The following is a 25,925-nucleotide window of genomic DNA, read 5'->3' on the forward strand; positions in this document are numbered from 1 at the left end:
GAGTCAGCGCGCCGTGTTGCCGAGGTCGATCGGCATGTTGATGCCGGTGATGTGCCGCGCCTCGGCGGAGGACAGGAACGCGACGACGTTCGCCACGTCCTCGGGATCGCTGAACCCGTCGGGGATCGACGCCATGAACGTCGGGGCCAGGGAATCCGCGAACCGTTCGAGCAGCGGCAGCATGTCCGTCATGATCATGCCCGTGCTGACGCCGTGCGGATGCACGCTGTTGACCCGGATGCGGTGCTCGCCGAGCTCGTTCGCCATGGTCTTGGTCAGCCCGGCGACGCCGTGCTTGCTCGCCACGTAGTGACCGTAGAACGGCACGCCCTTGATGCCGGCGACGGAGCTGGTGATCACGATGGAGCCGCCCTCGCCCTGCTCGATGAGCTTGGGGATCGCCGCCTTGCAGGTGAAGAACACGCCGGTCAGGTTGACGTCGATCGTCTCCTGCCACTGCTCCGGCGTGATCTCCCACGACAGTGCCGCCGAACAGATCCCGGCGTTGGCGACGACGATGTCGATGCGTCCGAACGCGTCGAGCCCGGCGTCCAGGGCCGCGGTCACCGCGGCGAAGTCGCGGACGTCGGCTTTCGTCGCGACGATCTTGCGGCCCTGTTCCTCCACCAGGCGGACGGTCTCGGCGAGGTCCTCCTCGGTGGCCCCGTCGTACGGGGTGGATGCGAATTTCGCGCACGCGTCCAGGGCGATGACGTCGGCGCCCTCGGAGGCGAACTTCACCGCCTCCGCCCGGCCCTGCCCACGCGCCGCGCCGGTGATGAAGGCGACCTTGCCGTCGAAGCGGTTTCCCATGTCCCGAAGTCCTCCCGATGGTCGGTTGTTCCGGCTCACGGTAGGGCGCGCGGTGCGGCCGCGGGCGGAAATGTCCCGATCAGTGGATGCGGTCAGTCGCGGGTCAGCAGGGCCACCGGACGCCGCTCGAGAAGCGTCGTCAGTTCGGCCGTTCCCTCGACGGTGACACCGGTGAGACGGTTGGTCCACCGTCCCCGGGCCAGCGGCAGCACGGTGTCGGTCCATCGGCGTTCGGCATGGCTGACCGTCAGCCTGGCCGCGACGGCGATCACGTCGTCGCCGCGGGCGAATCCGACCAGATGGTGGGCGGACGGACCCTCGGCGAGCACGGGGTGGTACGACCCGCCCACGAAACTCCAGGGACGTTCCCGACGCAGACGCAGCGACTCGCGTACCACGAGCATCTTGGTCGCCTCGTCGACGGCGGTGAGGGGGTCGACGGTGGTGAGCAGCTTCCGGCGGGTCCCGTAGCCGATCGGGCGCCGATTGTCCGGGTCGACGAGCGAGTCCTCCCACACCTCGGTGCCCTGGTACACGTCGGGTATGCCGGGACCGGTGAGTTGGAGCAGCTTCTGGCCGACGGAGTCGATGCGGCCGTGGATGGCGAGGCGGCGGACCAGCGCCGACATCGATCGCGACACCGGTCCGCGAAGAACAGTGTCGATCCACTCGTGGACGAGCCTCTCGTACTCCTCGTTCACCGACGCCCAGTCGGTGTGGACGCCGGCCTCGCGCACCGCCTTGGTGGTGTACTCGTGCAGGCGGCGCCGCAGCAGCGAGGTCGGTTCGCCGTCGGTCGGCCAGACCCCGAACATGGTCTGCCACAGGAACAGTCCGGTGGCGGGATCGGGGCTCGGAGCGATCTCCTCCCACTGACGCACCGACCGCGCCCAGGCGTCGGGCACTTGCGAGAGGACACCGATCCGGGCGCGGACGTCCTCGCCGCGTTTCGTGTCGTGGGTCGACAGCGTGGTCATCGAGGCCGGCCAGCGCACCGCCCGCTCCGCCTGCATCAGGTGGAACTGCGGCACCGGGACCGCGAACCGGCCGGGGTCGCCGCCGACCTCCTGCAGTGAGATCAGCCGGGCGGTGCGGTAGAACAGCCGGTCCTCGACCGCCTTCGCCGTGGCGGCGCCGCAGACCTGCTGGAGGCGCACCGCGGCCTCCCCGTTCGCCAGAACTGCTTCCGTCACCGCGGACAGCGCGCGGGTCATGTCGGGCCGGGCGTCGGTCGCGGCACCGACCGCCGTGGCCAGGACGCCGGCGTTGGCGCCGTAATCCGTGCGGTAGGTGGGGATCCGGGTCAGCACCTCGATCGCCGCATCGGTCAGCGGTGCGGTGTCGGTGGTGGTTCCGGTGTCCCGCCGGATCGCGGCGACGAGACGGTCGACCTCCGGTTTCAGGCCGCTCCACAGCACCTCGCGTTTCGTGGTCCGTTCGGCGTCGGCGAGATACTCTGCGTCCCCGGCGTTTCCGGTGAACTCGCGATGCAGCTGCGCGAGCGGTTCCGCGCCCGCGGGGTCGAGGAACACGCCGCCGAACTCGGCGAGGGCGTCGTAACCGGTGGTGCCGTCCACCGGTAGCGCGGGATCGAGTTGCTCACCGGGCGTGAGGATCTTCTCCACGACCAGCCACCGTTCGGGCCCGAGGAGGGTGCGCAGCCGGGTCAGGTAGCCGGCGGGGTCGGCGAGCCCGTCCGGGTGGTCGACCCGGAGGCCGTCGACGAGGTCCTCGGCGAACCACGACGCGGGCTCGCGGTGGGTGGCGTCGAAGACGACAGGATCCTCCTGACGCAGGGCGGCCAGCGAGTCGATCGTGAAGAACCGTCGGTACCCGACCCGGCCGCTGCGCCAGTGGACGAGTTCGTACGCCTGGCGTGCGTGCACGTCGGCGACGTCGGTGCCCTCGCCGTCCGTGCCTTCGGTGCCGGGGGCGACGGGGAATCGGAGTTCGTGGTACGCCAGCATCGGTTCGGTGCCGTCGGTGTCGAGCCTCAGCGCGTCCGTCCCGTCGTCGCCGAGGACGGGGACCGCGAATCGTCCCTGCTCCCAGTCGATGTCGAACCAGCTCGCGTACGGGGAGCGGCGGCCGCCCCGCAGCACGTCCCACCACCATCTGTTCTGCTCCGCGCGCGCGACCCCGACGTGGTTGGGGACGAGGTCGACCACGACGCCCATCCCGCGCTCCCGCAGCGCCGCGACGAGCGCGACCAGCGCGTCGCGGCCGCCCAGCGCCTCGGACACGACGGTCGGGTCGGTCACGTCGTAGCCGTGCTCCGACCCGTTGACGGCTGTCAACACCGGCGAGAGGTACAGGTGCGAGACGCCGAGCTCGTGCAGGTAGTCGACCAGATCGCGGGCGTCGTGGAGGGTGGGCCCGTCCGGTCGCAGCTGCAGGCGGTACGTCGACGTGACGGGGTGCACGGTCACCGCACCCGGCGCAGGACGGTCAGGGAGCGGGCCGGCGCCTTCACCGTCGCGCCTCCGTGGGCCGTCGCGTCAGAGTGCCCCGTGGGGACGGCGGTGTCCAGCACCACCTCCCACTGCCATCCGGTCCCGTCGTCGGGGACGGTGAACTCGAGATCCTCGTCGTGCGCGTTGAAGCACAGCAGGAACGAGTCGTCGGTCACGGGCTCCCCGCGACGGTTCGGCTCGGCGATCGCGTCACCGTTGAGATACGCCGCGAGGGACTTGCCGAATCCGCTGCCCCAGTCCTCCTCGGTCATCTCGACACCGGTGGGGGTCAGCCACACGATGTCGCGTGTGGTGTGCCCGTCCTCCTGGACGGGTCGGCCCTCGAAGAACCGTCGGCGGCGGAACACCGGGTGGGCGGTGCGCAGCGCGATCGCCCGGCGCGTGAACTCGAGCAGGTCCGCGTTCGTCTCCACGAGCGTCCAGTCCATCCACGCCAGCGGCGAGTCCTGGCAGTACACGTTGTTGTTGCCGAGCTGGGTGCGGCCGATCTCGTCGCCGTGCGCGAGCATCGGGGTGCCCTGGCTGAGGAACAGGGTGGCGAGGATGTTGCGCCGCTGCCGGGCGCGCAGGTCGAGGATCTCCGGATCGTCCGTCGGGCCCTCCACCCCGCAGTTCCACGACCGGTTGTGACTCTCGCCGTCCCGGTTGTCCTCGCCGTTGGCCAGGTTGTGTTTCTCGTTGTACGACACCAGGTCGGTGAGGGTGAAGCCGTCGTGCGCGATGACGAAGTTGATGCTCGCGCTGGGCCGCCGGCCGGTCGCCTCGTACAGGTCGGACGATCCGGTCAGCCGGGACGCGAACTCGCCCAACGTGGCCGGCTCGCCGCGCCAGTAGTCGCGGACGGTGTCGCGGTACTTGCCGTTCCACTCGGTCCACAGGCCCGGGAAGTTGCCGACCTGGTAGCCGCCCTCGCCGATGTCCCACGGCTCCGCGATCAGCTTGACCTGACTGACGACCGGGTCCTGCTGCACCAGGTCGAAGAACGCCGACAGCCGGTCCACGTCGTGCAGTTCCCGCGCCAGGGTCGACGCCAGGTCGAACCGGAACCCGTCGACATGCATCTCGGTCACCCAGTACCGCAGCGAGTCCATGATCAGCTGCAACGTGTGGGGGTGCCGGGCGTTGAGGCTGTTGCCGGTGCCCGTGTAGTCCATGTACGTCGACTTGTCGTCGTCGACGAGGCGGTAGTAGGCGGCGTTGTCGATGCCGCGGAAGTTCAGCGTCGGCCCGTTGTGGTTTCCCTCGGCGGTGTGGTTGTAGACCACGTCGAGGATCACCTCGATGCCCGCGGCGTGGAAGGCCCGCACCATCGCCTTGAACTCGGCGACGGCGCCCGACGGCTTCGTCGCCGAGGAGTACTCCGCGTGCGGTGCGAGGAACCCGAAGGTGTTGTAGCCCCAGTAGTTTCGCAGTCCCTGATCGATCAGGATCTGGTCGTGGAGGAACTGGTGCACCGGCATCAGCTCGATCGCCGTGACACCGAGGGAGATCAGGTGGTCGATCACCACCGGGTGCACCAGCCCCGCGTAGGTGCCGCGCAGTTCCTCCGGAACCCCCGGATGGGTGGCGGTCATGCCCTTGACGTGCGCCTCGTAGATGACCGTCTCGTGGTACGGCCGCCGCGGCGCGCGGTCGGACTGCCAGTCGAAGTACGGGTTGATCACGACCGTGGTCATCGTGTGGCCGAGGGTGTCCTCGCCGTAGGTGTGCAGCGCTGCGCTTCCGTCGAAGGTGCCGTCGAACGCCTTGCCGTACGGATCGAGCAGCAGTTTGGCCGGATCGCACCGCAGCCCGCTCGGCGGGTCGTACGGACCGTGCACCCGGTAGCCGTACCGCTGGCCGGGCACGACACCGGGCAGGTACGCATGCCAGACGTAGCCGTCGACCTCGGTCAGCGCGATCCGCTCCTCGCTGCCGTCGCGGGCGATCAGGCACAGCTCGACCGCCTCGGCGACCTCGGAGAACAGCGAGAAGTTCGTGCCCGCGCCGTCGTAGGTGGCACCGAGCGGATACGCGCTGCCCGGCCACACGGGTGGCCGCGGTGGGGTGGAGCCGGCGTCGGACATGACACCGACACTAGTGTCCGTCGGGCCCGCCGTCGTCCGGAGAGCTGCCGGAGTCGCCGGTCCCGCAGGTCGCTATCGTCGGGCCACGTGAGCTACTCCTCCGATCGCATCTCCGCCCTCGACGCGGCGCACCTGTGGCACCCCTACGGCGCTTTCCCGGCGAGCACCCCGCCGCTCGTCGTCGACAGCGCCCGCGGCACCCGCCTCACCCTCGCCGACGGCCGCGAACTCGTCGACGGGATGAGCTCGTGGTGGTCCGCGATCCACGGCTACCGGCATCCCGTGCTCGACGCCGCCGCCGCGGACCAGCTCGGCCGGATGAGCCACGTCATGTTCGGCGGACTCACCCACGAACCCGCCGCCCGGCTCGCGGAACTGCTCGTCGAGATCACCCCCGACGGACTCGACAAGGTGTTCCTCGCCGACTCCGGTTCGGTGTCCGTGGAGGTGGCGATCAAGCTCGCGCTGCAGTACCAGAGGGCCGTCGGCCGCCCCGAGCGGCACCGGCTGCTCACCTGGCGCGGCGGATACCACGGTGACACGTTCGCGCCGATGAGCGTGTGCGATCCCGAGGGCGGCATGCACGCGATGTGGACCGACGTCCTGGTCCGACAGGTGTTCGCACCGGTCCCGCCGCGCGAGTTCGACGCCACCTACGTCGCGACGTTCGAGGCGATCCTCACCGAGCACGCCCACGAGCTGGCCGCCGTCATCGTCGAGCCCGTCGTGCAGGGCGCGGGCGGGATGCGATTCCACGACCCCCGCTACCTGACCGAGCTGCGCCGGATGTGCGACGAGCACGGACTGCTGCTGATCTTCGACGAGATCGCCACCGGATTCGGCCGCACCGGCGAACTGTTCGCCGCCGACCACGCCGCGGTCACCCCCGACCTCATGTGCGTCGGCAAGGCCCTGACCGGCGGCTACCTGACGCTGGCCGCGGTGCTGTGCACGTCCGCGATCGCCGAGGCGATCAGCGCGGGGGAGGGCGGCGGCGTGATGCACGGCCCCACCTTCATGGGCAACCCGCTCGCCTGCGCGGTCGCGGTCGCGGCCGTCGAGCTGCTGCTGTCGCGGGACTGGCGCGCCGAGGTCGCCGCCCTCACAGAAGGCCTCGAGTCCGGCCTCGCCCCGGCGCGGGAGCTGCCCTCGGTGGCCGAGGTCCGGGTGCTCGGCGGCATCGGGGTGATCGAGCTCCGGGAGCCGGTGGACATGCGGTCCGCGACCGACGCGGCCGTCGCGGCCGGGGTGTGGCTGCGCCCCTTCCGGAACCTCGTCTACGCGATGCCGCCGTACGTCTGCACCCCCGACGACATCGCGGCGATCACTGCGGGGATGGTGGCGGCGGCCCGCTCCCAGGCGTGACGGGCGTCAGGCCCGGGCCAGGAAGTCGTCGATCGCGCTCGCGACGGCACGAGGACCTGTGACGTGCGCGAAGTGCTCCTGACCGGGGAACTCGACGACGGTGGTGTCGGCGAGGTGGCGCTGCAGATACGCCGTCGCCTCCTTGTGGTGCGGTGCGGTGTTCGCCCCCAGCAGGAACAGCGTCCGCGACGCGATCGAGTGGAACCGGTCCAGATCGCCCTCGAGGCCGTCGATGACGGCCAGCTCGCGCACCCAGGTCGGGGACAGTGCCACCATCTCCGCCCACACCGGCGTCCGGCGCAGAGCGTCGACACCGGCCGGCGGCATGGTCATGACGTCGGTCATCGCGATCGTCAGGGCCCGGTCGTACTCGCCGCCGCGGACCGCGTCGGTGAAACGGGGGAGCGCCGAACCGCCGACGGGACCCGCGACCGGCAGCGGAGGCTCGTAGAGGATCGTGGCGGCCACGTCGACCCCCGCAGCGACGGCGGCGGCCACGCAGATCGCGCCGTAGGAATGCCCGAGCAGGGTGGTGCCCGGGCCCAGGGCGTCGACGACCGCCGCGATGTCCGCGACCTCGGTGTCCAGCTCGTACGCCTCGGCATCCCCGCTGAGCCCCCGGCCGCGGCGGTCGACCAGATGGCACGTGTACCGGTCCGCGAGGGCGGTCGCGACGGGCAGCCACTGCTCGCCGGTGGCGATCGACCCGTGCACCATCACGATCGCGGGGCCGGTTCCGAGCCGGCGCCAGCCGATCTCGGTGCCGTCCGCGGAGGTCGTGGAGGCGGTCGTGACGGTGCTGGCGATCTCGGCGTGACTCATGCGCACCACGGTATCCCCGGAGTGGACAACCGCTGATCAGGGCGTTTTCTCGGTCGCACGCTGGTGACTTGAACGGTGTTCAAGTATGGTCTCGGACCATGACCGCAGCCCTCGACCGGTTCGTCGCCGCCACCGCCATGCGCACCGCCGCCGGTCTGCATCGCGAACTCGCCCCCCGGACCGCCCCCCTCGGCCCGATCGACCTTGGCGGCCCGATCGACCTCGCGTCCAACGACTACCTCGGACTCACCCGCCATCCCGAGGTCCTCGCCGGTGCCGTCGACGCGCTGCATCGGTGGGGAGCGGGTTCGACCGGCTCGCGTCTGGTCACCGGAACCACCGCCGACCACATCCGCCTCGAATCCGAACTCGCCGAATTCGTCGGCGCCGAAACCGGACTCGTCTTCGCCAGCGGCTACGCGGCCAACCTCGGGGCCGTGACCGCACTCGCGGGACCCGACACCCTGATCGTCTCCGACGCCGGCTGCCACGCCTCCCTCGTCGATGCCTGCCGACTGTCCCGGTCGCGCGTCGTCGTCGCGCCGCACGCCGATGTCGACGCCGTCCGCACCGCGCTCGAGACCCGCACCGAGCGGTACGCGCTGGTGCTGACCGATTCGGTGTTCAGCGCCGACGGTGATCTCGCCCCGCTGCGGGCACTGCACCGGGTGTGCCGCGAGCACGGCGCGTTGCTGCTCGTCGACGAGGCGCACGGGATCGGGGTGCGTGGCACCGGGGGCCGCGGCCTGGTCCACGAGGCCGGGCTCGCCGGAGAGCCCGATGTCGTCGTCACCGCGACCCTGTCGAAATCGCTTGCCGCGCAGGGGGGTGCCGTTCTCGCCGACGGGCGGATCCGGGCCCATCTGATCGACTGCGCCCGCACCTTCATCTTCGACACCGGCCTGGCGCCCGCCGCGGTCGGTGCGGCCCGGGCCGCCCTCGCGGTGCTGCGTCGGGAACCCGGACTGGCCGTCGCGGTCCTGGACCGGGCCCGTGACCTGGCCCGCATCACCGGTGTCGGCGAACCCGAATCCGCCGTGGTGTCAGTGATTCTCGGAGATCCACAGGTCGCCTACGATGCCGCCCGGGCCTGCCGCGAGCGCGGCCTGCACGTCGGGTGCTTCCGGCCCCCGTCCGTGCCGGCGGGCACCTCGCGGTTGCGGTTGACCGCCCGCGCCAACCTCACCGCGCAGGACCTGGCCACGATCGACACCGTACTCGGCGACGTACTCGCCGGGCCCGCTCGCGAGGTTCTGGTGGCGCACGCATGAGCATCCTGTGCGTGACCGGCACCTCGACCGATGTCGGCAAGACCGTGGCGACCGCGGCGCTGGCCGCGCTCGCGCTGGCGCAGGGTCGGACCGTCGCGGTGTGCAAGCCGGCACAGACCGGTGTGGACGCGGGTGAGCCGGGTGACCTGGCCGAGGTGCAGCGGCTGACGGGTGTGCGCGACGTGGTCGAGCTCGCCCGCTACCCGGAACCCCTGGCCCCCGACACCGCCGCGCGCCGCGCCGGGCTGCCGCTGCTCGATCGCGCCGACGTGGTCGCCGCGGTCCGCGATCTCGACGCCACCCACGACCTCACCCTCGTCGAGGGCGCGGGGGGACTGCTGGTGCGGCTCGGTGTCGACGGGTTCACCCTCGCGGATGTCGCCGCGGACCTGGACGCGCCACTGCTTCTCGTCGCGGCCGCCGGGCTCGGCACGCTCAACCACAGCGCCCTCACCGTCGCCGCCGCGCGGCAGGCCGGGCTGCGCCTCGCGGGTACCGTGATCGGATCCTGGCCCTCCGCGCCGGATCTCGCGATGCGGTGCAACCTCGCCGATCTCGCCGAGGTGACCGGGGTGCCGTTGCTCGGCCGGCTACCGGAAGGCGCGGGCAGCCTCGATCGCGCGGCGTTCACCGCCGGGGCACCGACCTGGCTCGATCCCGTCCCGCAGGTGAACGCCGGGGTGGGCGCCGCCTGCTGAGCCGGGCCGGTCGCGCCGCTCACCTTCTTCGACTCGATTCGGTTGTCCTACCCGAGAATTCGCGCGTTCGATCGCAATGGCGACAGTTGGCGGGGGTGTGCCCTTCGAACCGGGACAGCTGCGCCCGGAGGGTCCGATCACCCTGGCGAGGAGGGGGGTGGGCCAGGGTGATCGGAAGTGGTGGGTCGGCGCGCGGCGGTGGGACTACTTGCCCGTGCGGCCGTGTGTGCGTCGAACCGGGACAGCTGCGCCCGGAGGGTCCGATCACCCTGGCGAAGAGGGGGGCGGGCCAGGGTGATCGGAAGTGGTGGGTCAGCTGAAGGCGGCCAACGCCCCGATCAGGCCCAGCGCCGCCCCCATGCCGCCGATGACGGCGCCGAAGCCGCTGACGACCGGTTGGATCTTCTTGATCAGTGCGAGGTCTTGCTCAGATGAACCCATGGTGACTCCTTCGTGATTTCCATTGTTGTTTTCCAGCGGCGGGTTGCCGTTGGGGTCTGGGGGTGGGGTGGTCAGGCGTACTCGTCGACGGCGCGGAAGGTACTGCGGTCCATCGCGTCCCAGGCGACCTCGTAGCGCTTGACGGTCACCTCGTCGGCGTCCGCGAGCAGTGCGTCGAGCAGGGTGTGCGGATCGTCCCGCCACGACTCGGAGGCACTCGTGACGGCGAGGTTGGTGAACAGGCCCGATTGGGCCAGAGCGTGGATCCACTCGTCGATGTCGCCGCGATGGATGCGTTCGACGGAGTCGTGGTCGTATCCGTCGGCGACGAAATCGTGGGAGAACGTCGCGGTGACGAAGTCGCTGCAGGTGAGCCATTCTGCGGTCATCGGTGGGAACCTTCCCTGCTGTCGCGGCGGGCGGTTCCGGGCCGACGGGTCACGGGGACTCGGTGTCGGTGACCAGGGGTCGGTGACGGGGAGTCGGTGCCGGCGCATCGGAACCTTGTGTGTGTTGGATCACAATCCTGCTCGACGCGGGTGTGCGCGGCATCGGTGGAATTACCCGGATGGGTACCTGTGTTGTCGCCCGTGACGGCGTCGGGTATGCCGGGAAGTCCGGGCGAGGTCGTCGCGTCCGGAGCCTCGGCGACGCCGTCGGCTCAGTGCGGCACCGGGCACCCCGAGTCGTAACCGACCGGTAGGTGCTTGATTCCGTTCAGCCACCCGGACCGCAGCCGCTGCGGGTCGCCGAGGCGGGTGATGTCGGGGATGCGGTCGGCGATCGCGCCGAAGATCAGGTCGATCTCCATCCGGGCGAGGTTCGCGCCCAGGCAGAAGTGTGCGCCCGAGCCTCCGAAACCGAGGTGCGGGTTCGGGTTGCGGGTGATGTCGAAGGTGGTCGGGTTCTCGAACGCGTCCTCGTCGAAGTTGGCCGACGCGTAGAACATCGCGACGCGGTCACCGGCGCGGATCTGCTGCCCGCCGAGTACGGTGTCGGCGGTCGCGGTCCGCTGGAAGGCCGTCACCGGCGTCGCCCAGCGCACGATCTCGTCGGCGGTCGTCGCCGGCCGCTCCCGCTTGAACAGTTCCCACTGGTCGGGGTGGTCGAGGAACGCGAGCATGCCGTGCGTGATCGCGTTGCGGGTGGTCTCGTTGCCCGCGACCGCGAGCAGCAGCACGAAGAACCCGAATTCCTCGGGTGTGAGTTCGTCACCGTCCACGTCCGCCTGGATCAGTGTCGTGACGATGTCGTTCGCGGGGCAACGGCGGCGCTCGTCCGCCATGCCGTACGCGTATCCGATCAGCTGGGAGACCGCGTCGAGGGGATCGACGTCGTACTCGGGGTCGTCGCCGCCGATCATCTCGTTCGACCAGTCGAAGACCTTGCCGCGGTCATCCTGCGGGACGCCGATCAGCTCGGCGATCGCCTGCAGGGGCAGTTCGGCGGCGATCTCGGTGACGAAGTCGCCGCCGCCCGATTCGGCGGCCGCGGCGACGATCCGCCCGGCCCGGTCGGTCAGGGCGGCGCGCAGGTTCTCGATCGCGCGTGGCGTGAATCCGCGGGCGACGAGCTTGCGCAGCTTGGTGTGCTCGGGTGCGTCCTTGTTCAGCATGATCAGCCGCTGCATCTCGAACGTCTGCTGGTCCACGTCGTCGCGCAGGCGGACAAGCGCGCCGTTGCGCCAGCTCGAGAACAGCTCGCTGTTGCGGGAGATCTCGCGGACGTCGGCGTGCCGGGTCACCACCCAGTAGCCCTCGTCCCGGAAACCTCCGATTCCCGGCGGCTGCGGGTTCCACCACACGGGCGCACTCCGCCGCAGCGCGGCGAGCTCGGCGTGCGGCACGCCGGTGGCGTAGAGGTCGGGGTCGGTGAAGTCGAATCCGGGCGGGAAGTGCACACCGTGCGGTTCGTGCTGTGACAACTCCTGCTGTGCCAGCCCCTGCTTGGACACCGTTTCGTTCGACATGGCCCGTCCTATCGGATCGCACCCGCAGTGCACACCAACTGTCGTACTGTGAATGTCATCACATCATCTGTGGTTGGAGGTTCGGATGTCCACCAGCGAAATGATGGAACTGCACCGCACGATCGGGCATCTGCGGCAGTGCGTGGGGTCGCTGCGGTCGCTGTACGGCGATGCGTCGGCGGTCCGCCGGCTCGCCAACGACGTGGACCGCCTCGGGATCGATGCGAGCGACCTCGACGAGTCGCCGCCGCGGCTCGCGCACCCGGTACCCGAGGCCGAGCGGGTCGCGGTGCCGGAGGGACCCTACGACCACACCCTGTGGCAGGGCGCCGACGACGAGGGCGTCGGCGGCCACCCGCACGAGCGGTGAGCGCACCGGCGGGATCTGCCACCGGGGTCAGGTCGCCCTCCCGCGCGACCATCGCGGCGCGCACGCTGCGCACCGACCTGTGGTGGCGTCCGCCTCTGCTCACCACCCTGGGACTGGCGGTCTTCGTCGTCTACGCGACCGTCCGGTCCTTCGTGCGGACCGCGTACTGGGTGGACGAGTACCACTACCTGACGCCGTTCTACTCGCCCTGCGTCAGTGCCTCGTGCGAGCCCGGCTCGACCCACTTCGGGGTGTGGGTGGGCGAGCTCCCGATGTGGATTCCGCTGGCGTTCCTGTCGCTGCCGTTCCTGCTCGGTTTCCGGCTGACCTGCTACTACTACCGCAAGGCCTACTACCGGTCGATCTGGATGTCACCGCCCGCGTGCGCAGTGGCCGAACCCCACACCCGGTACACCGGCGAGACTCGGCTGCCGCTGATCGTGCAGAACGCGCACCGGTACTTCTTCTACGTCGCGCTGATCGTCTCCGCGATCAACACCTACGACGCCGTGCTCGCATTCCACGGCAGCACAGGAGGATTCGGGTTCGGACTCGGCAACGTCATCCTCGTGGGCAACGTGATCCTGCTCTGGGCGTACACCGTCTCGTGCCACTCGTGTCGGCACGTCACCGGCGGCCGGCTCAAGCACTTCTCCGCGCACCCGATCCGCTACCGGCTGTGGACGGGCGTGAGCCGGCTCAACACCCGGCACATGCAGCTGGCGTGGATCACGTTGGGCACGTTGATGATCACCGACTTCTACGTCATGCTCGTGGCCTCCGGGAACATCTCGGACGTGCGTTTCGTCAACTGAGAGGGGATCGCCGGTGACCGAGGTCGAACGGCACGACTACGACGTCGTCGTCATCGGTGCGGGAGGCGCCGGACTGAGGGCGGTCATCGAGGCCAGGCAGCGTGGACTGCGGGTCGCCGTCGTCTGCAAGTCCCTGTTCGGCAAGGCGCACACGGTGATGGCCGAGGGCGGCTGTGCGGCCGCGATGGGCAACGCCAACTCGAAGGATTCCTGGCAGGTCCACTTCCAGGACACGATGCGGGGCGGCAAGTTCCTCAACAACTGGCGGATGGCGGAGCTGCACGCCAGGGAGGCGCCCGACCGCGTGTGGGAGCTCGAGACGTACGGCGCCCTGTTCGACCGCACCCCCGACGGCCGGATCAGTCAGCGCAACTTCGGTGGGCACACCTACCCGAGGTTGGCGCACGTCGGAGATCGCACCGGGCTCGAACTGATCCGCACCATGCAGCAGAAGATCGTGTCACTGCAGCAGGAGGACTTCGCCGCCACCGGCGACCACGAGGCCCGAATCAAGGTGTTTGCGGAGTGCACGATCACCGAGCTGCTGCGCAGCGAGGGCGCGATCGCCGGCGCGTTCGGCTACTGGCGCGAGTCCGGACGGTTCGTGCTGTTCCGTGCGCCCGCGGTCGTGCTGGCGACCGGCGGAATCGGCAAGTCCTACAAGGTGACGTCGAACTCGTGGGAGTACACGGGCGACGGGCACGCGCTCGCCATCCGCGCGGGAGCGAAGCTGATCAACATGGAGTTCATCCAGTTCCATCCGACCGGCATGGTGTGGCCGCCGAGTGTGAAGGGGATCCTCGTCACCGAGGGGGTGCGTGGTGACGGCGGCGTGCTGAAGAACTCCGACGGCCAGCGGTTCATGTTCGACTACATCCCTCCGGTGTTCAAGGGGCAGTACGCCGAAACCGAGGCCGAGGCCGACCAGTGGCTGAAGGACAACGACAGCGCCCGGCGCACCCCGGACCTGCTGCCCCGCGACGAGGTCGCACGGGCGATCAACTCGGAGGTCAAGAACGGGCGCGGCACGGAACACGGTGGGGTGTATCTGGACATCGCCTCCCGGATGCCGGCCGAGGAGATCGTGCGGCGGCTGCCGTCGATGCACCACCAGTTCCTGGAACTGGCCGATGTCGACATCACGAAGGAGCAGATGGAGGTCGGACCGACCTGCCACTACGTGATGGGCGGGATCGAGGTGGACCCTGACACCGGATCGTCCAGTGTCCCAGGGCTGTTCGCGGCCGGTGAGTGTTCGGGTGGGATGCACGGGTCGAATCGGCTCGGCGGCAACTCGCTGTCGGATCTGCTGGTGTTCGGCCGTCGCGCCGGCCTCGGGGCCGCGACCTACGTCGAATCGCTCACCGAACGCCCGCAGGTCAGCCAGGAGTCCGTCGAGGCCGCCGCGTCGATGGCACTCGCGCCGTTCGACCCGCCGGCCGCACACGCGCCCGCCGAGAACCCGTACACCCTGCACCTGGAACTGCAACAGCTGATGCACGACCTTGTCGGCATCATCCGCACCGACACGGAGATCCGGTCCGCACTCGACGCGCTCGAGCAGATCCGCCGCCGCGTCGAATCGGTCGCCGTCGAGGGGCACCGGCAGTTCAACCCCGGCTGGCACCTGGCGATCGATCTGCGCAACATGATCCTGGTCAGCGAGTGCGTCGCGAAGGCCGCGCTGCTGCGCACGGAGAGTCGCGGCGGGCACACCCGCGACGACCATCCGGCGATGGAACCGCAGTGGCGCACCACGTTGCTGGTGTGCAGTCTCGTGGGCGGCGCCGACGCCGGTGGCCGCGTCGTCCCCGACGTGTCCGTCACCCCGGAACCGCAGGTGCCGATGCGTCCGGACCTGTTCGCGCTCTTCGACTTCGCCGAGGTCGCCAAGTACTACACGGATGCCGAACTCGCCGGGCATCCGGGGAAGGGGGAGGAGCGATGAGCCACCAGGCCGCGTTCCGGGTCTGGCGCGGTGACGCCGACGGCGGTGACCTGCAGGACTACACCGTCGAGGTGAACGAGGGAGAGGTGGTCCTCGACATCGTCCACCGGCTGCAGGCGACGCAGGCGCCGGATCTGGCGGTCCGGTGGAACTGCAAGGCGGGCAAGTGCGGTTCGTGTTCGGCGGAGGTCAACGGCCGGCCCCGACTGATGTGCATGACGCGGATGTCGACGTTCGATCCCGGCGAGGTCGTCACCGTCACCCCGATGCGCGCGTTCCCCGTCATCCGCGATCTCGTGACCGACGTGTCCTTCAACTACGTCAAGGCCCGGGAGATCCAGTCCTTCACCCCGCCGAAGGATCTCGCGCCCGGCGAGTACCGGATGGCGCAGGTGGACGTGCAGCGGTCCCAGGAGTTCCGCAAGTGCATCGAGTGCTTCCTGTGCCAGAACACCTGCCACGTGGTCCGGGACCACGAGGAGAACAAGCAGGCGTTCGCGGGGCCGCGGTTCCTGATGCGCATCGCCGAGCTCGAGATGCATCCCCTCGACGTCGCCGACCGCCGCGAGGTCGCACAGACCGACCACGGTCTCGGGCTCTGCAACATCACCAAGTGCTGCACCGAGGTGTGCCCGGAGAACATCCGGATCACCGACAACGCCCTGATCCCGATGAAGGAGCGCGTCGCCGACCGTCGCTACGACCCCGTCGTGTGGCTCGGCAACAAGCTGTTCCGCCGCGGGCGTTGACGCGGCCGCCGAGTGCAATTCCCCCGGATCGGGGGAAAAGCGCTCCGCGCACCTGACGCGACAGTAGTGTGATGACAGTCACATCGCAGGAGGGTGCAATGCAGGCGAAGCCGCTGATCGCAGGAGTTGTCAGCGCCGGTTTTCTCGGCGCGTGCGCGTGGGGTGCGTCCGCTGTCGTCAACGCCGGGATCGGGCCCGGCCCGGTTGCGCCCGCGGCGGTGTCGGTACCGGTGGCGTCTGCTGGGGCGTACTGATCTACGTCTTCCGGACCACCCGCTCGGGCCCGCCCGGCTTCCAGATCGTGACGTCCATGTGGCCGTCGGTGAGCTCCACTGCTGACGCTCCGACGATGCCGGCCGCGTAGAAGGGGCGGAACTGCTTGCCGCGCAGATCGAATCCGGTCTCCTCGAACAGCTGGGCGGCGAACCGCTCGTGCAATGCGGGATCCTGCACGTCGTGGACCCGGCCCCACAGCTTGGCGTCACCGTCGCCGACCATGGAGTCGACCGTCGCGGTGTGCAGGCAGAAACGAGGATCTCGGCCGAGGTCGTGGAACTTCGTCGTGTCCGGCATGCCCGCGATCCACAACTCGCCCTCGAACACCCGCGGCTCGATCGGGCTGATCCGCGGAAACCCGTCGGACCGCAGCGTCGCGAGCAGGCACAGATTCCCGGTTGCCGCCAGCCGGCGTCGAAAGACGGTGGCGATCGCCGGTGCCGCCTCGTCGAACTCCGACCATGTCATCATGACGCGAACGCCCTCCTGACGAACTCGTGGGTGTCCGGCTCCGACAGCAACATCGTCTCGAGATGCCCCGTCGGGTAGGTCCGGAACGTGAACTGCTGACCCGCCGCGACGAGGTCCGCGGCCAGCTTCGCGGTCAGCGGCGACGGCACCACGGTGTCGAACAGGCCCTGCCCCAGGAACAGTGGCCGGTCGTACCCGCGGACCGGGATTGCGAGCATCTCCCGCAGCGCATCCAGCATCGGGCCGTCGAGGGGACGCGAGAGCAGCGCGCCGATCGACGTGTCACCGATCGCCCGGGCGGCGTCCTCGTAGCAGAGCGCCTCGGCGAGGGTGAGCACCTGTCGCCCGCGGTCGCTCAGGTACGAGTCCACGTCCACGTCCGGCCGGGTGGCCCGCAGGCCGGCGAGTACGTACGACACGAACACGGTCGTCCCCGTCAACGGCAGGGGCGGGAACGCCGGACCGCCGAACACCGCGAGGTTCTCGATGTTCGACGGGACCCCGAGCGCGACGGTCCCGCGGTGGTCGAGCTCCGGCGCGTAGGACGTCGCGATCGTCGCCGTCACCATCGCCGCCTGCCCGCCCTGCGACTGTCCCAGTGTGACCCACCTGGTCGACAGGGACGGCTCGACGGCTCGCGCCGCCCGCACCATGTCGACCACGGCGTGAGCCTCCGAACGCCCGTCGAGGTACGGGTGGACGCCGTCGGTGCCGAGGCCCACGTAGTCGGTGGCGACGATCGCGTATCCCTGCGCGAGCCACCGGCCCAGATACGGTCCGCCGATCTTCCCGCTGACGGTGGGGGCGCAGGTGTCCGCGATGCCGACGGCGCCGTGCGCCCACGACACCACCGGCCATCCGCCGGGCGGGGGAGTGCCGGGCGGGACGAACACGGCACCGGTGCTCTCCGCGGGCCGGTCCCGGGGGCCGAGCGTCCGGTAGGTCAGGGCGGTGCCGTTCGCCGCTCCGGGAATCCACGCCGAGCGCGGCAGTGGGGACGTGGCGGTCACGGTTCCCGGTGGGCCGTCACCGGACGCGGCGGTCGCGGGTCCGGCTGTCGACGTGGCCGCGGCCAGGGCCGCGGCCAGGAGGGTGGTCGCCACGAGTCGAGCGAGCATGCACACCATTGTGGTCCGAGCTCGGGCCCTCGGGCGCCGTTTCGTGTCAGCCGGGCCGCGAACTCGACTCGGTGAGCCTGCTCCGGACGCCGTCGACGAACAGCCCCAGTCCGTACTCGAAACGGGCTGTGCCGCTGGTGGTGTCGTAGAGCGGTGACGCCTCCTCGGTGAGCGCGCCGTGGCTGTCCATCTGCATGCGGGACTGCTCGTCCATGGTCTGGCCGAGGATGTAGAACAGCAGGGTGTCGGCGGCGAACTCGGCCTCGTCGGTCGGCAGCCCGGCGTCGGTGCCCACCTCGACCAGCGTGGCGCGGGCGTCGTTGGTCGCGAGCCTGGCGGCGTAGGACGCGGACGCGAGCTCGGCGCCGTCGCGGTGTGCGAGCAGCGCGTCCCGGATGCGGTGGGCCAGGACCTCGAGCCGTGCGTCCCACTGCGCGTCGACCAGTGGTGCCGAGACCGCCCCGAGCATCTCGTCGGTGATCGCGGCGAGAAGCGTCTGCTTGTTGGGGAAGTGCCAGTACAGCGCGCCCGGCTGGACCCCCAGTGAGGTGGCGAGTCGGCGCATGGTCAGGTCGCCGAGTCCGTACTCGTCGAGGATCGCGATGGCCCCGGCCAGGACGTCGGCTCGTCGCAGCTGCACTCTCGCTCACTTTCGCTCGGCGGTGGTTGACACCATTTCACCACGACCTTAACCTGAACGCCGTTCAACTTGTACGGTGTTCAAGTTCGCGGAGTCCACCACTTCTCGTCCCTCACGCACTGACACGCCGCCGCACCCCGGAACCCCAGGAGCTAGCCGTGACCCAGGCCCCCGTCCGCACCGACATCCTCGCCGTCGCCCGGGACCAGGTCCTCGACCGTGGTGAGGGACTGAACCAGGACCAGACGCTGCAGGTGCTCAACCTGCCCGACGATCGGCTCGAGGACCTGCTGGCCCTCGCCCACGACGTGCGCATGAAGTGGTGCGGACCCGAGGTCGAGGTCGAGGGGATCATCTCCCTCAAGACCGGTGGTTGCCCCGAGGACTGCCACTTCTGCTCGCAGTCCGGACTCTTCGCGTCCCCGGTCCGCGCCGCCTGGCTGGACATCCCGAGCCTGGTCGAGGCCGCCAAGCAGACCGCCAAGACCGGCGCGACCGAGTTCTGCATCGTCGCCGCCGTCCGCGGCCCCGACGAGAAGCTGATGGCGCAGGTCGCCGCCGGTGTCGAGGCGATTCGCAACGAGGTCGACATCCAGGTCGCGTGTTCGCTGGGCATGCTCACCCAGGAGCAGGTCGACCAGCTCGCCGCGATGGGTGTGCACCGCTACAACCACAATCTCGAGACGTCCCGCTCGCACTTCCCGAACGTCGTCACCACCCACAGCTGGGAGGAGCGCTGGGACACCCTGCGCATGGTCCGCGAGGCCGGCATGGAGGTCTGCTGCGGCGGCATCCTCGGGATGGGCGAAACCCTCGAACAGCGCGCCGAGTTCGCGGCGAATCTCGCCGAGCTCGAGCCCGACGAGGTACCCCTGAACTTCCTCAACCCGCGTCCCGGGACCCCGTTCGGCGACCTCGAGGTGCTGCCCGCGACGGAGGCGCTCAAGGCCGTCGCCGCGTTCCGGCTCGCGCTGCCGCGCACCATCCTGCGCTTCGCCGGCGGGCGTGAGATCACCCTCGGCGACCTCGGCGCCAAGCAGGGCATCCTCGGCGGCATCAACGCCGTCATCGTCGGCAACTACCTGACCACCCTCGGCCGGCCCGCCGAATCGGACCTGGACCTGCTCGGCGAGCTGCAGATGCCGATCAAGGCCCTCAACCAGACCATCTAGGAGTGTCCGCGATGGAGGTGGCGGCCGAACGCTACAACCCGTACACCGGCCTGCGGATCGTCGCCGGTGTCGACGATCCGATCCCGGCGGCTGCGGCGTTGGGTCTGGAACCGCCCCGGTTCTGCGAGCACTGCGGGCGGCGGATGATCGTCCAGGTCAGCCCCGACGGCTGGTGGGCGAAGTGCTCACGACACGGCGTCAGCGACTCCACCGCGGGCGAGCGGCGCTGACCCGGTGCCCTCGACCGGGGCTCCGGGCGGTGTCGCGCCGATCGGCAGGCCCAGCCTGCCCCTGGTTCCGATGGTGACGACCAGGGCGAAGAGGCCGAAGCCGACGATCAGCGCGAGGTAGAGCTTCTGCACCCCGAACGACGTGACCTCGCCCAACCCCGGGAACATCGGGAACAGCACGACGTTCGGGAACGCGTCCATCGAGGCGTGCAGCACCACCGCGACGAGGATGCTGCCTCGGGTGTTGTTGTGGGCCCAGGTGTACTGGAACGCGGCGAGAACGAGGAACGCGGTGTAGCAGAGGAGGTTCTGCACGTTCAGCACGCTCCAGTTGTTGCTGAACCAGATCGGAGCATGCCAGCACGTCCACAGCACGCCGAGGACGATCGTGGCCAGCGCGGGGGTGAAGCGCTGCTGCAGACGCGGCAGCGCGAAACCGCGCCACCCGACCTCCTCACCGAGTGGTCCGCCGACGAGGAGGGCCGGGTAGAGGAAGAACGGCAGGTAGTCGGTGAGCGACCGGCCCAGGCCCGCCGTGGTGAACGTGCCCACGACGCCCGGCGTCAGCAGGCAGCCGATCGTGGCGGTGATCGGGAAACTCAGCAGCGCGAACGCCCACCACCCGAATCCGACCCGCCACAACACGATCCGCTTCAGGAACGGCAGCAGGGCGTCCTCGCCCTCCGCGATGCACACGATCGTCACCGCCGCGATCGCCGGTCCGAAGGTGCCCAGGCCGACCGTCACCATGAACGACCAGGTGGCGTGGAACTGGAACCAGCCGCTGCCGTCCGCGGACAGGATGAACTGCGACCACACGAGCCACGAGATCCCGTACGCGAGCACGAAGTACGACACGACGGGGTGGCGGGCGATGACACCACCGAGTCCGCGACGCTGTCGGTGGGGGTCTGCGACGTCGGGCACGACGAACCTCCGGTGGCCTGCTCCGAATCCGATCGGGCCGAATGTACGCTCCGGATTCCCTGTTCGCATGCCGAACGCCGCGGCGCCCGTGCGCCGGTCGTGGGTGATCGGGGCCGGTCCCGCCGGCGCCGTCTAGTCTGGATCGACGTGACCATCGACATCGAAGCCCCGGATCGGCGACCGACGGGTGCAGCGTCGCGTGCCCGGCGTCCCGCGGTGGCCGCTGCCGCGCGGGTGGTGGCCGCCGTCGTCATCGTCAGCGCGGTGGCCGGCGTGGGCTGGGGGCTGCTGGTGCCCGCCCAGCACTTCCTCGTCGTCTCGGGGGGAGCGGTGTCGTTGCCCGGGGAGAGCGGTCACCGGTTCGATGCGGTGGCGCTGTTCCTGTGTCTCGGTCTGATCCTCGGGGTGCTCTCGGCGGTGGCCGTGTGGTCGGTGCAACGCGCCTTCCGGGGTCTCGCGCAGCTGGTGGGCCTGATGCTCGGCTCGGCGGTGGGGGCGGCCGCCGCCGCGCTCGTCGGGGTCGGTGTCGCGCAGTTGCGGTTCCCCGCCGCCGAGGACGTCGAGATCGGTCGTATCGTCGCCGCGACGCCGGGTCTGGACACCGTCATGGCCCTGATCGCGCAACCGCTCGCCGCGGCGCTGGTGTACCTGCTGCTGGTGTCGATCTCGCCGCATCCGGACCTGGTTCGGGCGAGCCCGTCGACCGCCGTCGCGCCCGATCCGGCACCTCCCGCGGTGCCGCGGTAGACACTGCGGACATCTCCCCGGTCGTCGGGGCGGCGTGCGGGCGCCCGGTCCGGATACGGCATCTGCATCCGGCCGACATCCCCGTGACGCGGACGTGATTCGGGTCGTGGGTCAGCCGGGCGGGCGCAGGGCGGCGAACTCGTCGGTGACGCGAAGTCGCGACTCGGCGAAGCGGTACAGTGCGGGCGGGCGGCCGCCGGACGGGCCCGGGGGAGCGGTGGCACCGGTGGCGACCAGCACGCCGCGCCGGCCGAGCACCCGCTGCAGGTTCGTCGCGTCGACCTGGTAACCCAGTGCGGCGCAGTAGATCTCGCGCAACGTGGACATCGTGAACTCGTGGGGTGCCAGGGCGAACGCAATGTTCGTGTAGGACAGTTTCGCCGCCAGCCGGGTGCGGGCGTGGGTGAGGACGACCCCGTGGTCGAATGCGGTGCGCGGCAGGGCGGACACGGGATGCCACGCGGTGTCCGTGGGCAGGTCGGGGTCGGCGTCGAGCGGGACGAGGCCGAGGAACGTCGAGGCGATCAGCCGGACCCCGGGTACCCGGTTCGGTTCGGAGAAGACCGAGAGCTGTTCGAGATGGGCGACCCCGCGCACGTCCACCTTCTCCGCGAGTTGCCTGCGCGCGGAGGTCGTCATGTCCTCGTCCTCGCGCAGCAGCCCGCCCGGCAGGGACCACGCGCCGCGCTCGGGTTGGAGGGCGCGCTGCCAGAGCAGGACGCAGAGTTCCGGATTGTCCACTTCCGGATCCTCGTTCACATTGCGAACCTGGAACACCGCGGTGAGCACTTCGTGAAGGGTGTTACCATTGGGCACGTTTTCGATCGTAAGTCGAAAACCCCCGAAACGGAAATCCGGGCACAGCCCGCCCGGATCGCAGTGACGAAGGACCGGCAGTCCACCACGGACCGGCAGTCCACGAAGGAGCAAGGCGATGACCACGACCGAGTGGGCGGGAGCCGCCGCGATCGTCGACGGCCCCGGTGGTTACACCGGTGTCGAGGGGACGCCCGAGTGGGCCGAGGAGGTCCGCCGGCTGGCTCGCGCCCAGAACGCGACGATCCTCGCGCACAACTACCAGCTCCCGGCCATCCAGGACGTCGCCGACCACGTCGGCGACTCGCTGGCCCTCTCCCGCATCGCCGCGGAGGCCGAGGAGGAGACGATCATCTTCTGCGGCGTGCACTTCATGGCCGAGACCGCGAAGATCCTCAGCCCCACGAAGAAGGTCCTCATCCCCGACGAGCGGGCCGGGTGCTCGCTCGCCGACTCCATCACCGCCGAGCAGCTGCGCGAGTGGAAGGCCGAGTACCCGGACGCCCTCGTCGTCTCGTACGTGAACACCACCGCCGAGGTGAAGGGCCTGACCGACATCTGCTGCACGTCGTCGAACGCCGTCGACGTCGTTGCGTCGATCGACCCCGACCGTGAGGTGCTGTTCCTGCCCGACCAGTTCCTCGGCGCCCACGTCAAGCGGGTCACCGGCCGCGAGAACATGCACATCTGGGCCGGCGAATGCCACGTCCACGCCGGCATCAACGGCGACGAGCTCACCGCACAGGCCAAGGCCCACCCGGACGCCGAGCTGTTCGTGCACCCCGAGTGCGGCTGCGCCACCTCGGCGCTGTACCTCGCCGGCGAGGGCTTCGTACCCGAGGACAAGGTCAAGATCCTCTCCACCGGAGGCATGCTCGACGCCGCCCGCGCCACCGGCGCCAAGCAGGTCCTGGTGGCCACCGAGATCGGCATGCTGCACCAGCTCCGCAAGGCGGCGCCGGAGGTCGACTTCCAGGCCGTCAACGACCGCGCGTCCTGCCCGTACATGAAGATGATCACCCCCGCCGCCCTGCTCCGGTGCCTGCAGGAGGGCAAGGACGAGGTGCACGTCGACGCAGCCGTCGGTGAGCGTGCCCGCAAGTCCGTGCAGCGGATGATCGAGATCGGCAACCCGGGCGGCGGCGAGTAGTGACCTGGGAGGCGCACGCCGACCTGGTCGTCGTCGGCGGCGGGGTGGCCGGACTGACCGCGGCCCGCACCGCGTCACGGGCCGGGCTGCGGGTACTGACCGTGAGCAAGGGCGGGCCCACCGACACCGCGACGGTGTACGCGCAGGGCGGCATCGCCGTCAGTTCCGGCTACGACGTCGACGCTCACGTCGCGGACACCCTCGCCGCGGGCGGCGGATTGTGCGACGAGGCGGCGGTCCGGTCGATCGTCGCCGCAGGCGCGGACGCGGTGACGGCACTCGCCGATCTCGGCGCCGTGTTCGACCGCGGCCGCGACGGCCGGGTCTCACGCACCCGCGAAGGCGGACACAGTGCGCGCCGCATCATCCACGCCGGGGGAGACGCCACCGGCGCCGAGGTGCAGCGCGCGCTGAACGCGGCGGGCATGCCCGTCCTGTTCGGGGCCGCCGCCGCGCGCATCGCGACCGACGCGAACGGCGTCACCGGCCTGGTCGTGCTGTCCGACAAGGGCTTCGGAACCGGACATGACGGCACCGCCGTCGGATCCGGACGTGACGGCACCGCCGTCGGATCCGGACGTGACGGCACCGCCGTCGGATCCGGACGTGACGGCACCGCCGTCGGTGTCCTGCACGCTCCGGCCGTTCTCCTCGCCACCGGCGGCCTGGGTCAGCTGTACTCGTGCAGCACCAACCCATCCGGTGCGACCGCGGACGGCATCGCGCTGGCGCTCGACGCCGGCGCGACTGTCGCGGACCTCGAGTTCGTCCAGTTCCACCCGACAGTCCTGTTCGCGGCCGGCGGGGTGGGGCGGAGACCGCTCATCTCGGAGGCGGTTCGCGGGGAAGGCGCGATCCTCGTGGATTCCCACGGTGATCCGGTCACCGCAGGCGTCCACCCGATGGGTGACCTCGCGCCCCGCGACGTCGTCTCCAAGGCGATCGCCGCGCGCCTGCGAACGCTGGGGGAGGACCACGTGTACCTCGACGCGAGACACGTCCCCGCCTTCGCGGACCGCTTCCCGACCATCACCGCGTCGTGCCGCGACGCGGGACTCGACCCCGCCGTCGACCTGATTCCCGTGGCACCCGCCGCGCACTACTCCTGCGGCGGCGTCGTCACCGACACCCACGGCCGCACGGCAGTGCCCGGACTGCTCGCCGCCGGCGAGGTCGCCCGCACCGGCTTGCACGGCGCGAACCGCCTCGCCTCCAACAGCCTGCTCGAGGGCCTCGTGGTCGGCGAGCGTGCCGGGCTGGCCGCCACCGAGCGGGCCGGGCTGTCCACGGCCGTCGACTCCGCCGAGCCGGCGCCCGCGCAGACGGTGCCGCGCGACGTCGTGCAATCCGTGATGACCGCGCACGCCTCGGTGGTCCGCGACGGAAGCGGACTCGGTCACGCCGCGACGGTCCTCTCCGCGAGCCGACCCACCCGGCCCACCACCGTCACCGACCTCGAGGACGCCGCGCTCACCGTCACCGCGTCCGCGCTGGTCCTCGCCGCGACCACCCGCACCGAGAGCCGCGGCTGCCACACCCGCCTCGACCACCCCGACACCGAGGGCGCATGGCGGCGCCCGCTCGGCGTGCGCCGCACGCCCGACGGCGACCTGACCGTCACCGATCCCGCGACAGCCGAACTGATCCCGACAGGAGCACGATGACCACCCTCGCTGACGGCCTCGACCTCGACGAGATCCGCACGCTGGTGCGGGTCGCCCTCGACGAGGACCTGCGGTACGGCCCCGACGTCACCTCCGTGGCCACCGTCCCCGACGCCGCCGTTGCGAAGGCGTCCGTCGTCTCCCGCAGCGCCGGCGTCGTCGCGGGCATCGACGTCGGCCTGCTGGTGCTCGACGAGGTGATCGGGGCCCGCAACTACGACATCCTCGCCCGCGTCGACGACGGATCCGCGGTCGAACCGGGGCAGGCGGTGCTGACGGTGTCCGCACCCACCCGGGCGTTGCTCACCGCCGAACGCACCATGCTGAACCTGGTCTGCCACCTGTCGGGCATCGCCACCGCCACCGCGCGGTGGGTCGCCGCGGTGGAGGGCACCGACTGCCGGATCCGCGACAGCCGCAAGACGCTCCCCGGACTGCGGGGACTGCAGAAGTACGCCGTCCGGATGGGTGGCGGTGTCAACCATCGGATGGGGCTCGGAGACGCCGCGCTGATCAAGGACAACCACGTCGCCGCCGCCGGCTCCGTGGTCGCGGCCCTGCGCGCGGTACGGGAGTTCGCGCCCGACATCGAGTGCGAGGTCGAGGTCGACAGCCTCACCCAGCTCGACGAGGTGCTGGCCGAGGGCGTCGACCTGGTGCTGCTCGACAACTTCGCCCTGTGGGAGACCCAGGCCGCTGTTCAGCGCCGCAACACCCGGTCGCCGCAGACGAAGCTGGAGTCGTCCGGTGGCCTCACCCTGGACGTCGCCGCCGACTACGCGGCCACCGGAGTCGACTACCTGGCGGTCGGGGCGCTCACCCACTCGGTCGCCGTTCTGGACCTCGGGCTCGACATGTGACGCGCGGGGTGTGGTGATTCACCACCCTGGGGTGCCTGTCCGGTGTGGTCGCG

At 70.4% G+C, this 25,925-nt stretch carries 26 protein-coding genes; 14 read left to right on the forward strand and 12 right to left on the reverse strand.

Annotation, left to right across the window (positions count from 1 at the left end; all coding sequences use genetic code 11):
- Nucleotides 1–3 precede the first annotated feature (3 nt).
- The 3 genes from ACFYVR_RS18265 to glgX form a co-directional block, all read right to left on the reverse strand.
- Entirely contained in the window at nt 4–813 is an 810-nt protein-coding gene (locus ACFYVR_RS18265) for a mycofactocin-coupled SDR family oxidoreductase (protein ID WP_387475619.1), read from the reverse strand.
- Between the two features lie 92 nt (nt 814–905).
- Nucleotides 906–3,242: a malto-oligosyltrehalose synthase gene (treY, locus tag ACFYVR_RS18270; RefSeq protein ID WP_387475621.1), complete on the reverse strand. Its 2,337-nt coding sequence runs from the start codon at nt 3,240–3,242 to the stop codon at nt 906–908.
- Nucleotides 3,239–5,353 (reverse strand): glycogen debranching protein GlgX, encoded by a 2,115-nt coding sequence (glgX, locus tag ACFYVR_RS18275; RefSeq protein WP_387475623.1) that lies wholly within the window; start codon nt 5,351–5,353, stop codon nt 3,239–3,241. The genes treY and glgX overlap by 4 nt, the downstream gene beginning before the upstream one ends.
- Before the next feature lie 87 nt (nt 5,354–5,440).
- Here glgX and ACFYVR_RS18280 point away from each other — a divergent pair, with 87 nt between their 5' ends.
- Nucleotides 5,441–6,718 (forward strand): adenosylmethionine--8-amino-7-oxononanoate transaminase, encoded by a 1,278-nt coding sequence (locus ACFYVR_RS18280; RefSeq protein WP_387475625.1) that lies wholly within the window; start codon nt 5,441–5,443, stop codon nt 6,716–6,718.
- Between the two features lie 6 nt (nt 6,719–6,724).
- Here ACFYVR_RS18280 and ACFYVR_RS18285 read toward each other — a convergent pair whose 3' ends face one another.
- Nucleotides 6,725–7,540: an alpha/beta fold hydrolase gene (locus ACFYVR_RS18285; protein WP_387475627.1), complete on the reverse strand. Its 816-nt coding sequence runs from the start codon at nt 7,538–7,540 to the stop codon at nt 6,725–6,727.
- A 98-nt stretch (nt 7,541–7,638) separates the two neighbouring features.
- On the opposite strand from ACFYVR_RS18285, the gene ACFYVR_RS18290 reads away from it, so the two are divergent.
- Entirely contained in the window at nt 7,639–8,811 is a 1,173-nt protein-coding gene (locus ACFYVR_RS18290) for an 8-amino-7-oxononanoate synthase (protein ID WP_387475629.1), read from the forward strand.
- Entirely contained in the window at nt 8,808–9,509 is a 702-nt protein-coding gene (gene bioD, locus ACFYVR_RS18295) for a dethiobiotin synthase (RefSeq protein WP_387475631.1), read from the forward strand. Before ACFYVR_RS18290 ends, bioD begins: the two co-directional genes overlap by 4 nt.
- A 312-nt stretch (nt 9,510–9,821) precedes the next feature.
- Here bioD and ACFYVR_RS18300 read toward each other — a convergent pair whose 3' ends face one another.
- The 3 genes from ACFYVR_RS18300 to ACFYVR_RS18310 form a co-directional block, all read right to left on the reverse strand.
- Nucleotides 9,822–9,950: a hypothetical protein gene (locus ACFYVR_RS18300; protein WP_387475633.1), complete on the reverse strand. Its 129-nt coding sequence runs from the start codon at nt 9,948–9,950 to the stop codon at nt 9,822–9,824.
- A 71-nt stretch (nt 9,951–10,021) separates the two neighbouring features.
- Nucleotides 10,022–10,339 (reverse strand): hypothetical protein, encoded by a 318-nt coding sequence (locus tag ACFYVR_RS18305; protein WP_387475635.1) that lies wholly within the window; start codon nt 10,337–10,339, stop codon nt 10,022–10,024.
- Nucleotides 10,340–10,611: 272 nt separating this feature from the next.
- Nucleotides 10,612–11,919 (reverse strand): cytochrome P450, encoded by a 1,308-nt coding sequence (locus tag ACFYVR_RS18310; protein WP_387475637.1) that lies wholly within the window; start codon nt 11,917–11,919, stop codon nt 10,612–10,614.
- Between the two features lie 85 nt (nt 11,920–12,004).
- Here ACFYVR_RS18310 and ACFYVR_RS18315 point away from each other — a divergent pair, with 85 nt between their 5' ends.
- The 5 genes from ACFYVR_RS18315 (at nt 12,005) to ACFYVR_RS18335 (ending at nt 16,055) form a co-directional block, all read left to right on the forward strand.
- Nucleotides 12,005–12,289: a hypothetical protein gene (locus ACFYVR_RS18315; RefSeq protein ID WP_387475639.1), complete on the forward strand. Its 285-nt coding sequence runs from the start codon at nt 12,005–12,007 to the stop codon at nt 12,287–12,289.
- Nucleotides 12,286–13,104 (forward strand): hypothetical protein, encoded by an 819-nt coding sequence (locus tag ACFYVR_RS18320; protein ID WP_387475641.1) that lies wholly within the window; start codon nt 12,286–12,288, stop codon nt 13,102–13,104. The genes ACFYVR_RS18315 and ACFYVR_RS18320 overlap by 4 nt, the downstream gene beginning before the upstream one ends.
- 13 nt (nt 13,105–13,117) lie before the next feature.
- Nucleotides 13,118–15,052, forward strand: a complete 1,935-nt coding sequence (locus tag ACFYVR_RS18325; RefSeq protein ID WP_387475643.1) for a fumarate reductase/succinate dehydrogenase flavoprotein subunit — start codon at nt 13,118–13,120, stop codon at nt 15,050–15,052.
- A complete protein-coding gene (locus ACFYVR_RS18330) occupies nt 15,049–15,801 on the forward strand; it encodes a succinate dehydrogenase/fumarate reductase iron-sulfur subunit (protein WP_387475645.1) in 753 nt (250 codons plus the stop codon). The genes ACFYVR_RS18325 and ACFYVR_RS18330 overlap by 4 nt, the downstream gene beginning before the upstream one ends.
- A 71-nt stretch (nt 15,802–15,872) precedes the next feature.
- The gene (locus tag ACFYVR_RS18335; RefSeq protein ID WP_387475647.1) at nt 15,873–16,055 is read left to right on the forward strand and encodes a hypothetical protein; all 183 of its coding nucleotides are present in this window, start codon (nt 15,873–15,875) and stop codon (nt 16,053–16,055) included.
- 1 nt (nt 16,056) lies between these two features.
- Here ACFYVR_RS18335 and ACFYVR_RS18340 read toward each other — a convergent pair whose 3' ends face one another.
- The 3 genes from ACFYVR_RS18340 to ACFYVR_RS18350 are packed head-to-tail and all read right to left on the reverse strand — an operon-like array spanning nt 16,057 to nt 18,306.
- Complete coding sequence (locus tag ACFYVR_RS18340; RefSeq protein WP_387475649.1) at nt 16,057–16,548, reverse strand: pyridoxamine 5'-phosphate oxidase family protein; 492 nt, start codon at nt 16,546–16,548, stop codon at nt 16,057–16,059.
- On the reverse strand, nt 16,545–17,675 hold the full coding sequence (locus ACFYVR_RS18345) for a lipase family protein (protein WP_387475651.1): 1,131 nt from the start codon (nt 17,673–17,675) through the stop codon (nt 16,545–16,547). Before ACFYVR_RS18345 ends, ACFYVR_RS18340 begins: the two co-directional genes overlap by 4 nt.
- A gap of 37 nt (nt 17,676–17,712) precedes the next feature.
- Nucleotides 17,713–18,306 carry a TetR/AcrR family transcriptional regulator C-terminal domain-containing protein gene (locus ACFYVR_RS18350; protein WP_387475653.1) on the reverse strand — a complete coding sequence of 198 codons (594 nt, stop codon included), beginning with the start codon at nt 18,304–18,306 and terminating at the stop codon, nt 17,713–17,715.
- 158 nt (nt 18,307–18,464) lie between these two features.
- Here ACFYVR_RS18350 and bioB point away from each other — a divergent pair, with 158 nt between their 5' ends.
- Together bioB and ACFYVR_RS18360 are read left to right on the forward strand one after the other, a co-directional pair.
- The gene (bioB, locus tag ACFYVR_RS18355) at nt 18,465–19,478 is read left to right on the forward strand and encodes a biotin synthase BioB (protein WP_387475655.1); all 1,014 of its coding nucleotides are present in this window, start codon (nt 18,465–18,467) and stop codon (nt 19,476–19,478) included.
- A gap of 11 nt (nt 19,479–19,489) precedes the next feature.
- Nucleotides 19,490–19,708, forward strand: coding sequence for a hypothetical protein (locus tag ACFYVR_RS18360; RefSeq protein ID WP_387475710.1), 219 nt, complete (start codon nt 19,490–19,492; stop codon nt 19,706–19,708).
- On the opposite strand, the gene ACFYVR_RS18365 is transcribed toward ACFYVR_RS18360, so the two are convergent.
- Nucleotides 19,664–20,635, reverse strand: a complete 972-nt coding sequence (locus tag ACFYVR_RS18365; protein WP_387475657.1) for a CPBP family intramembrane glutamic endopeptidase — start codon at nt 20,633–20,635, stop codon at nt 19,664–19,666. The two genes, ACFYVR_RS18360 and ACFYVR_RS18365, sit on opposite strands and share 45 nt — an antisense overlap.
- Nucleotides 20,636–20,782: 147 nt before the next feature.
- On the opposite strand from ACFYVR_RS18365, the gene ACFYVR_RS18370 reads away from it, so the two are divergent.
- Nucleotides 20,783–21,382 carry a DUF2567 domain-containing protein gene (locus ACFYVR_RS18370; protein ID WP_387475659.1) on the forward strand — a complete coding sequence of 200 codons (600 nt, stop codon included), beginning with the start codon at nt 20,783–20,785 and terminating at the stop codon, nt 21,380–21,382.
- A gap of 111 nt (nt 21,383–21,493) precedes the next feature.
- On the opposite strand, the gene ACFYVR_RS18375 is transcribed toward ACFYVR_RS18370, so the two are convergent.
- Nucleotides 21,494–22,198: an NUDIX domain-containing protein gene (locus ACFYVR_RS18375; protein ID WP_387475662.1), complete on the reverse strand. Its 705-nt coding sequence runs from the start codon at nt 22,196–22,198 to the stop codon at nt 21,494–21,496.
- A 118-nt stretch (nt 22,199–22,316) separates the two neighbouring features.
- Between ACFYVR_RS18375 and nadA the strand changes: the two genes are divergently transcribed.
- Genes nadA through nadC form a run of 3 tightly spaced genes read left to right on the forward strand, consistent with a single transcriptional unit; the run spans nt 22,317 to nt 25,872 of the window.
- Nucleotides 22,317–23,348 carry a quinolinate synthase NadA gene (gene nadA / locus ACFYVR_RS18380; protein WP_387475664.1) on the forward strand — a complete coding sequence of 344 codons (1,032 nt, stop codon included), beginning with the start codon at nt 22,317–22,319 and terminating at the stop codon, nt 23,346–23,348.
- Nucleotides 23,348–25,012 (forward strand): FAD-binding protein, encoded by a 1,665-nt coding sequence (locus tag ACFYVR_RS18385; RefSeq protein ID WP_387475666.1) that lies wholly within the window; start codon nt 23,348–23,350, stop codon nt 25,010–25,012. The genes nadA and ACFYVR_RS18385 overlap by 1 nt, the downstream gene beginning before the upstream one ends.
- The gene (gene nadC / locus ACFYVR_RS18390; RefSeq protein ID WP_387475668.1) at nt 25,009–25,872 is read left to right on the forward strand and encodes a carboxylating nicotinate-nucleotide diphosphorylase; all 864 of its coding nucleotides are present in this window, start codon (nt 25,009–25,011) and stop codon (nt 25,870–25,872) included. The genes ACFYVR_RS18385 and nadC overlap by 4 nt, the downstream gene beginning before the upstream one ends.
- Nucleotides 25,873–25,925: the final 53 nt, after the last annotated feature.

The sequence above is a fragment of the Rhodococcus sp. NPDC003318 genome (genome assembly GCF_042879035.1).
Classification (GTDB): domain Bacteria; phylum Actinomycetota; class Actinomycetes; order Mycobacteriales; family Mycobacteriaceae; genus Rhodococcus_G.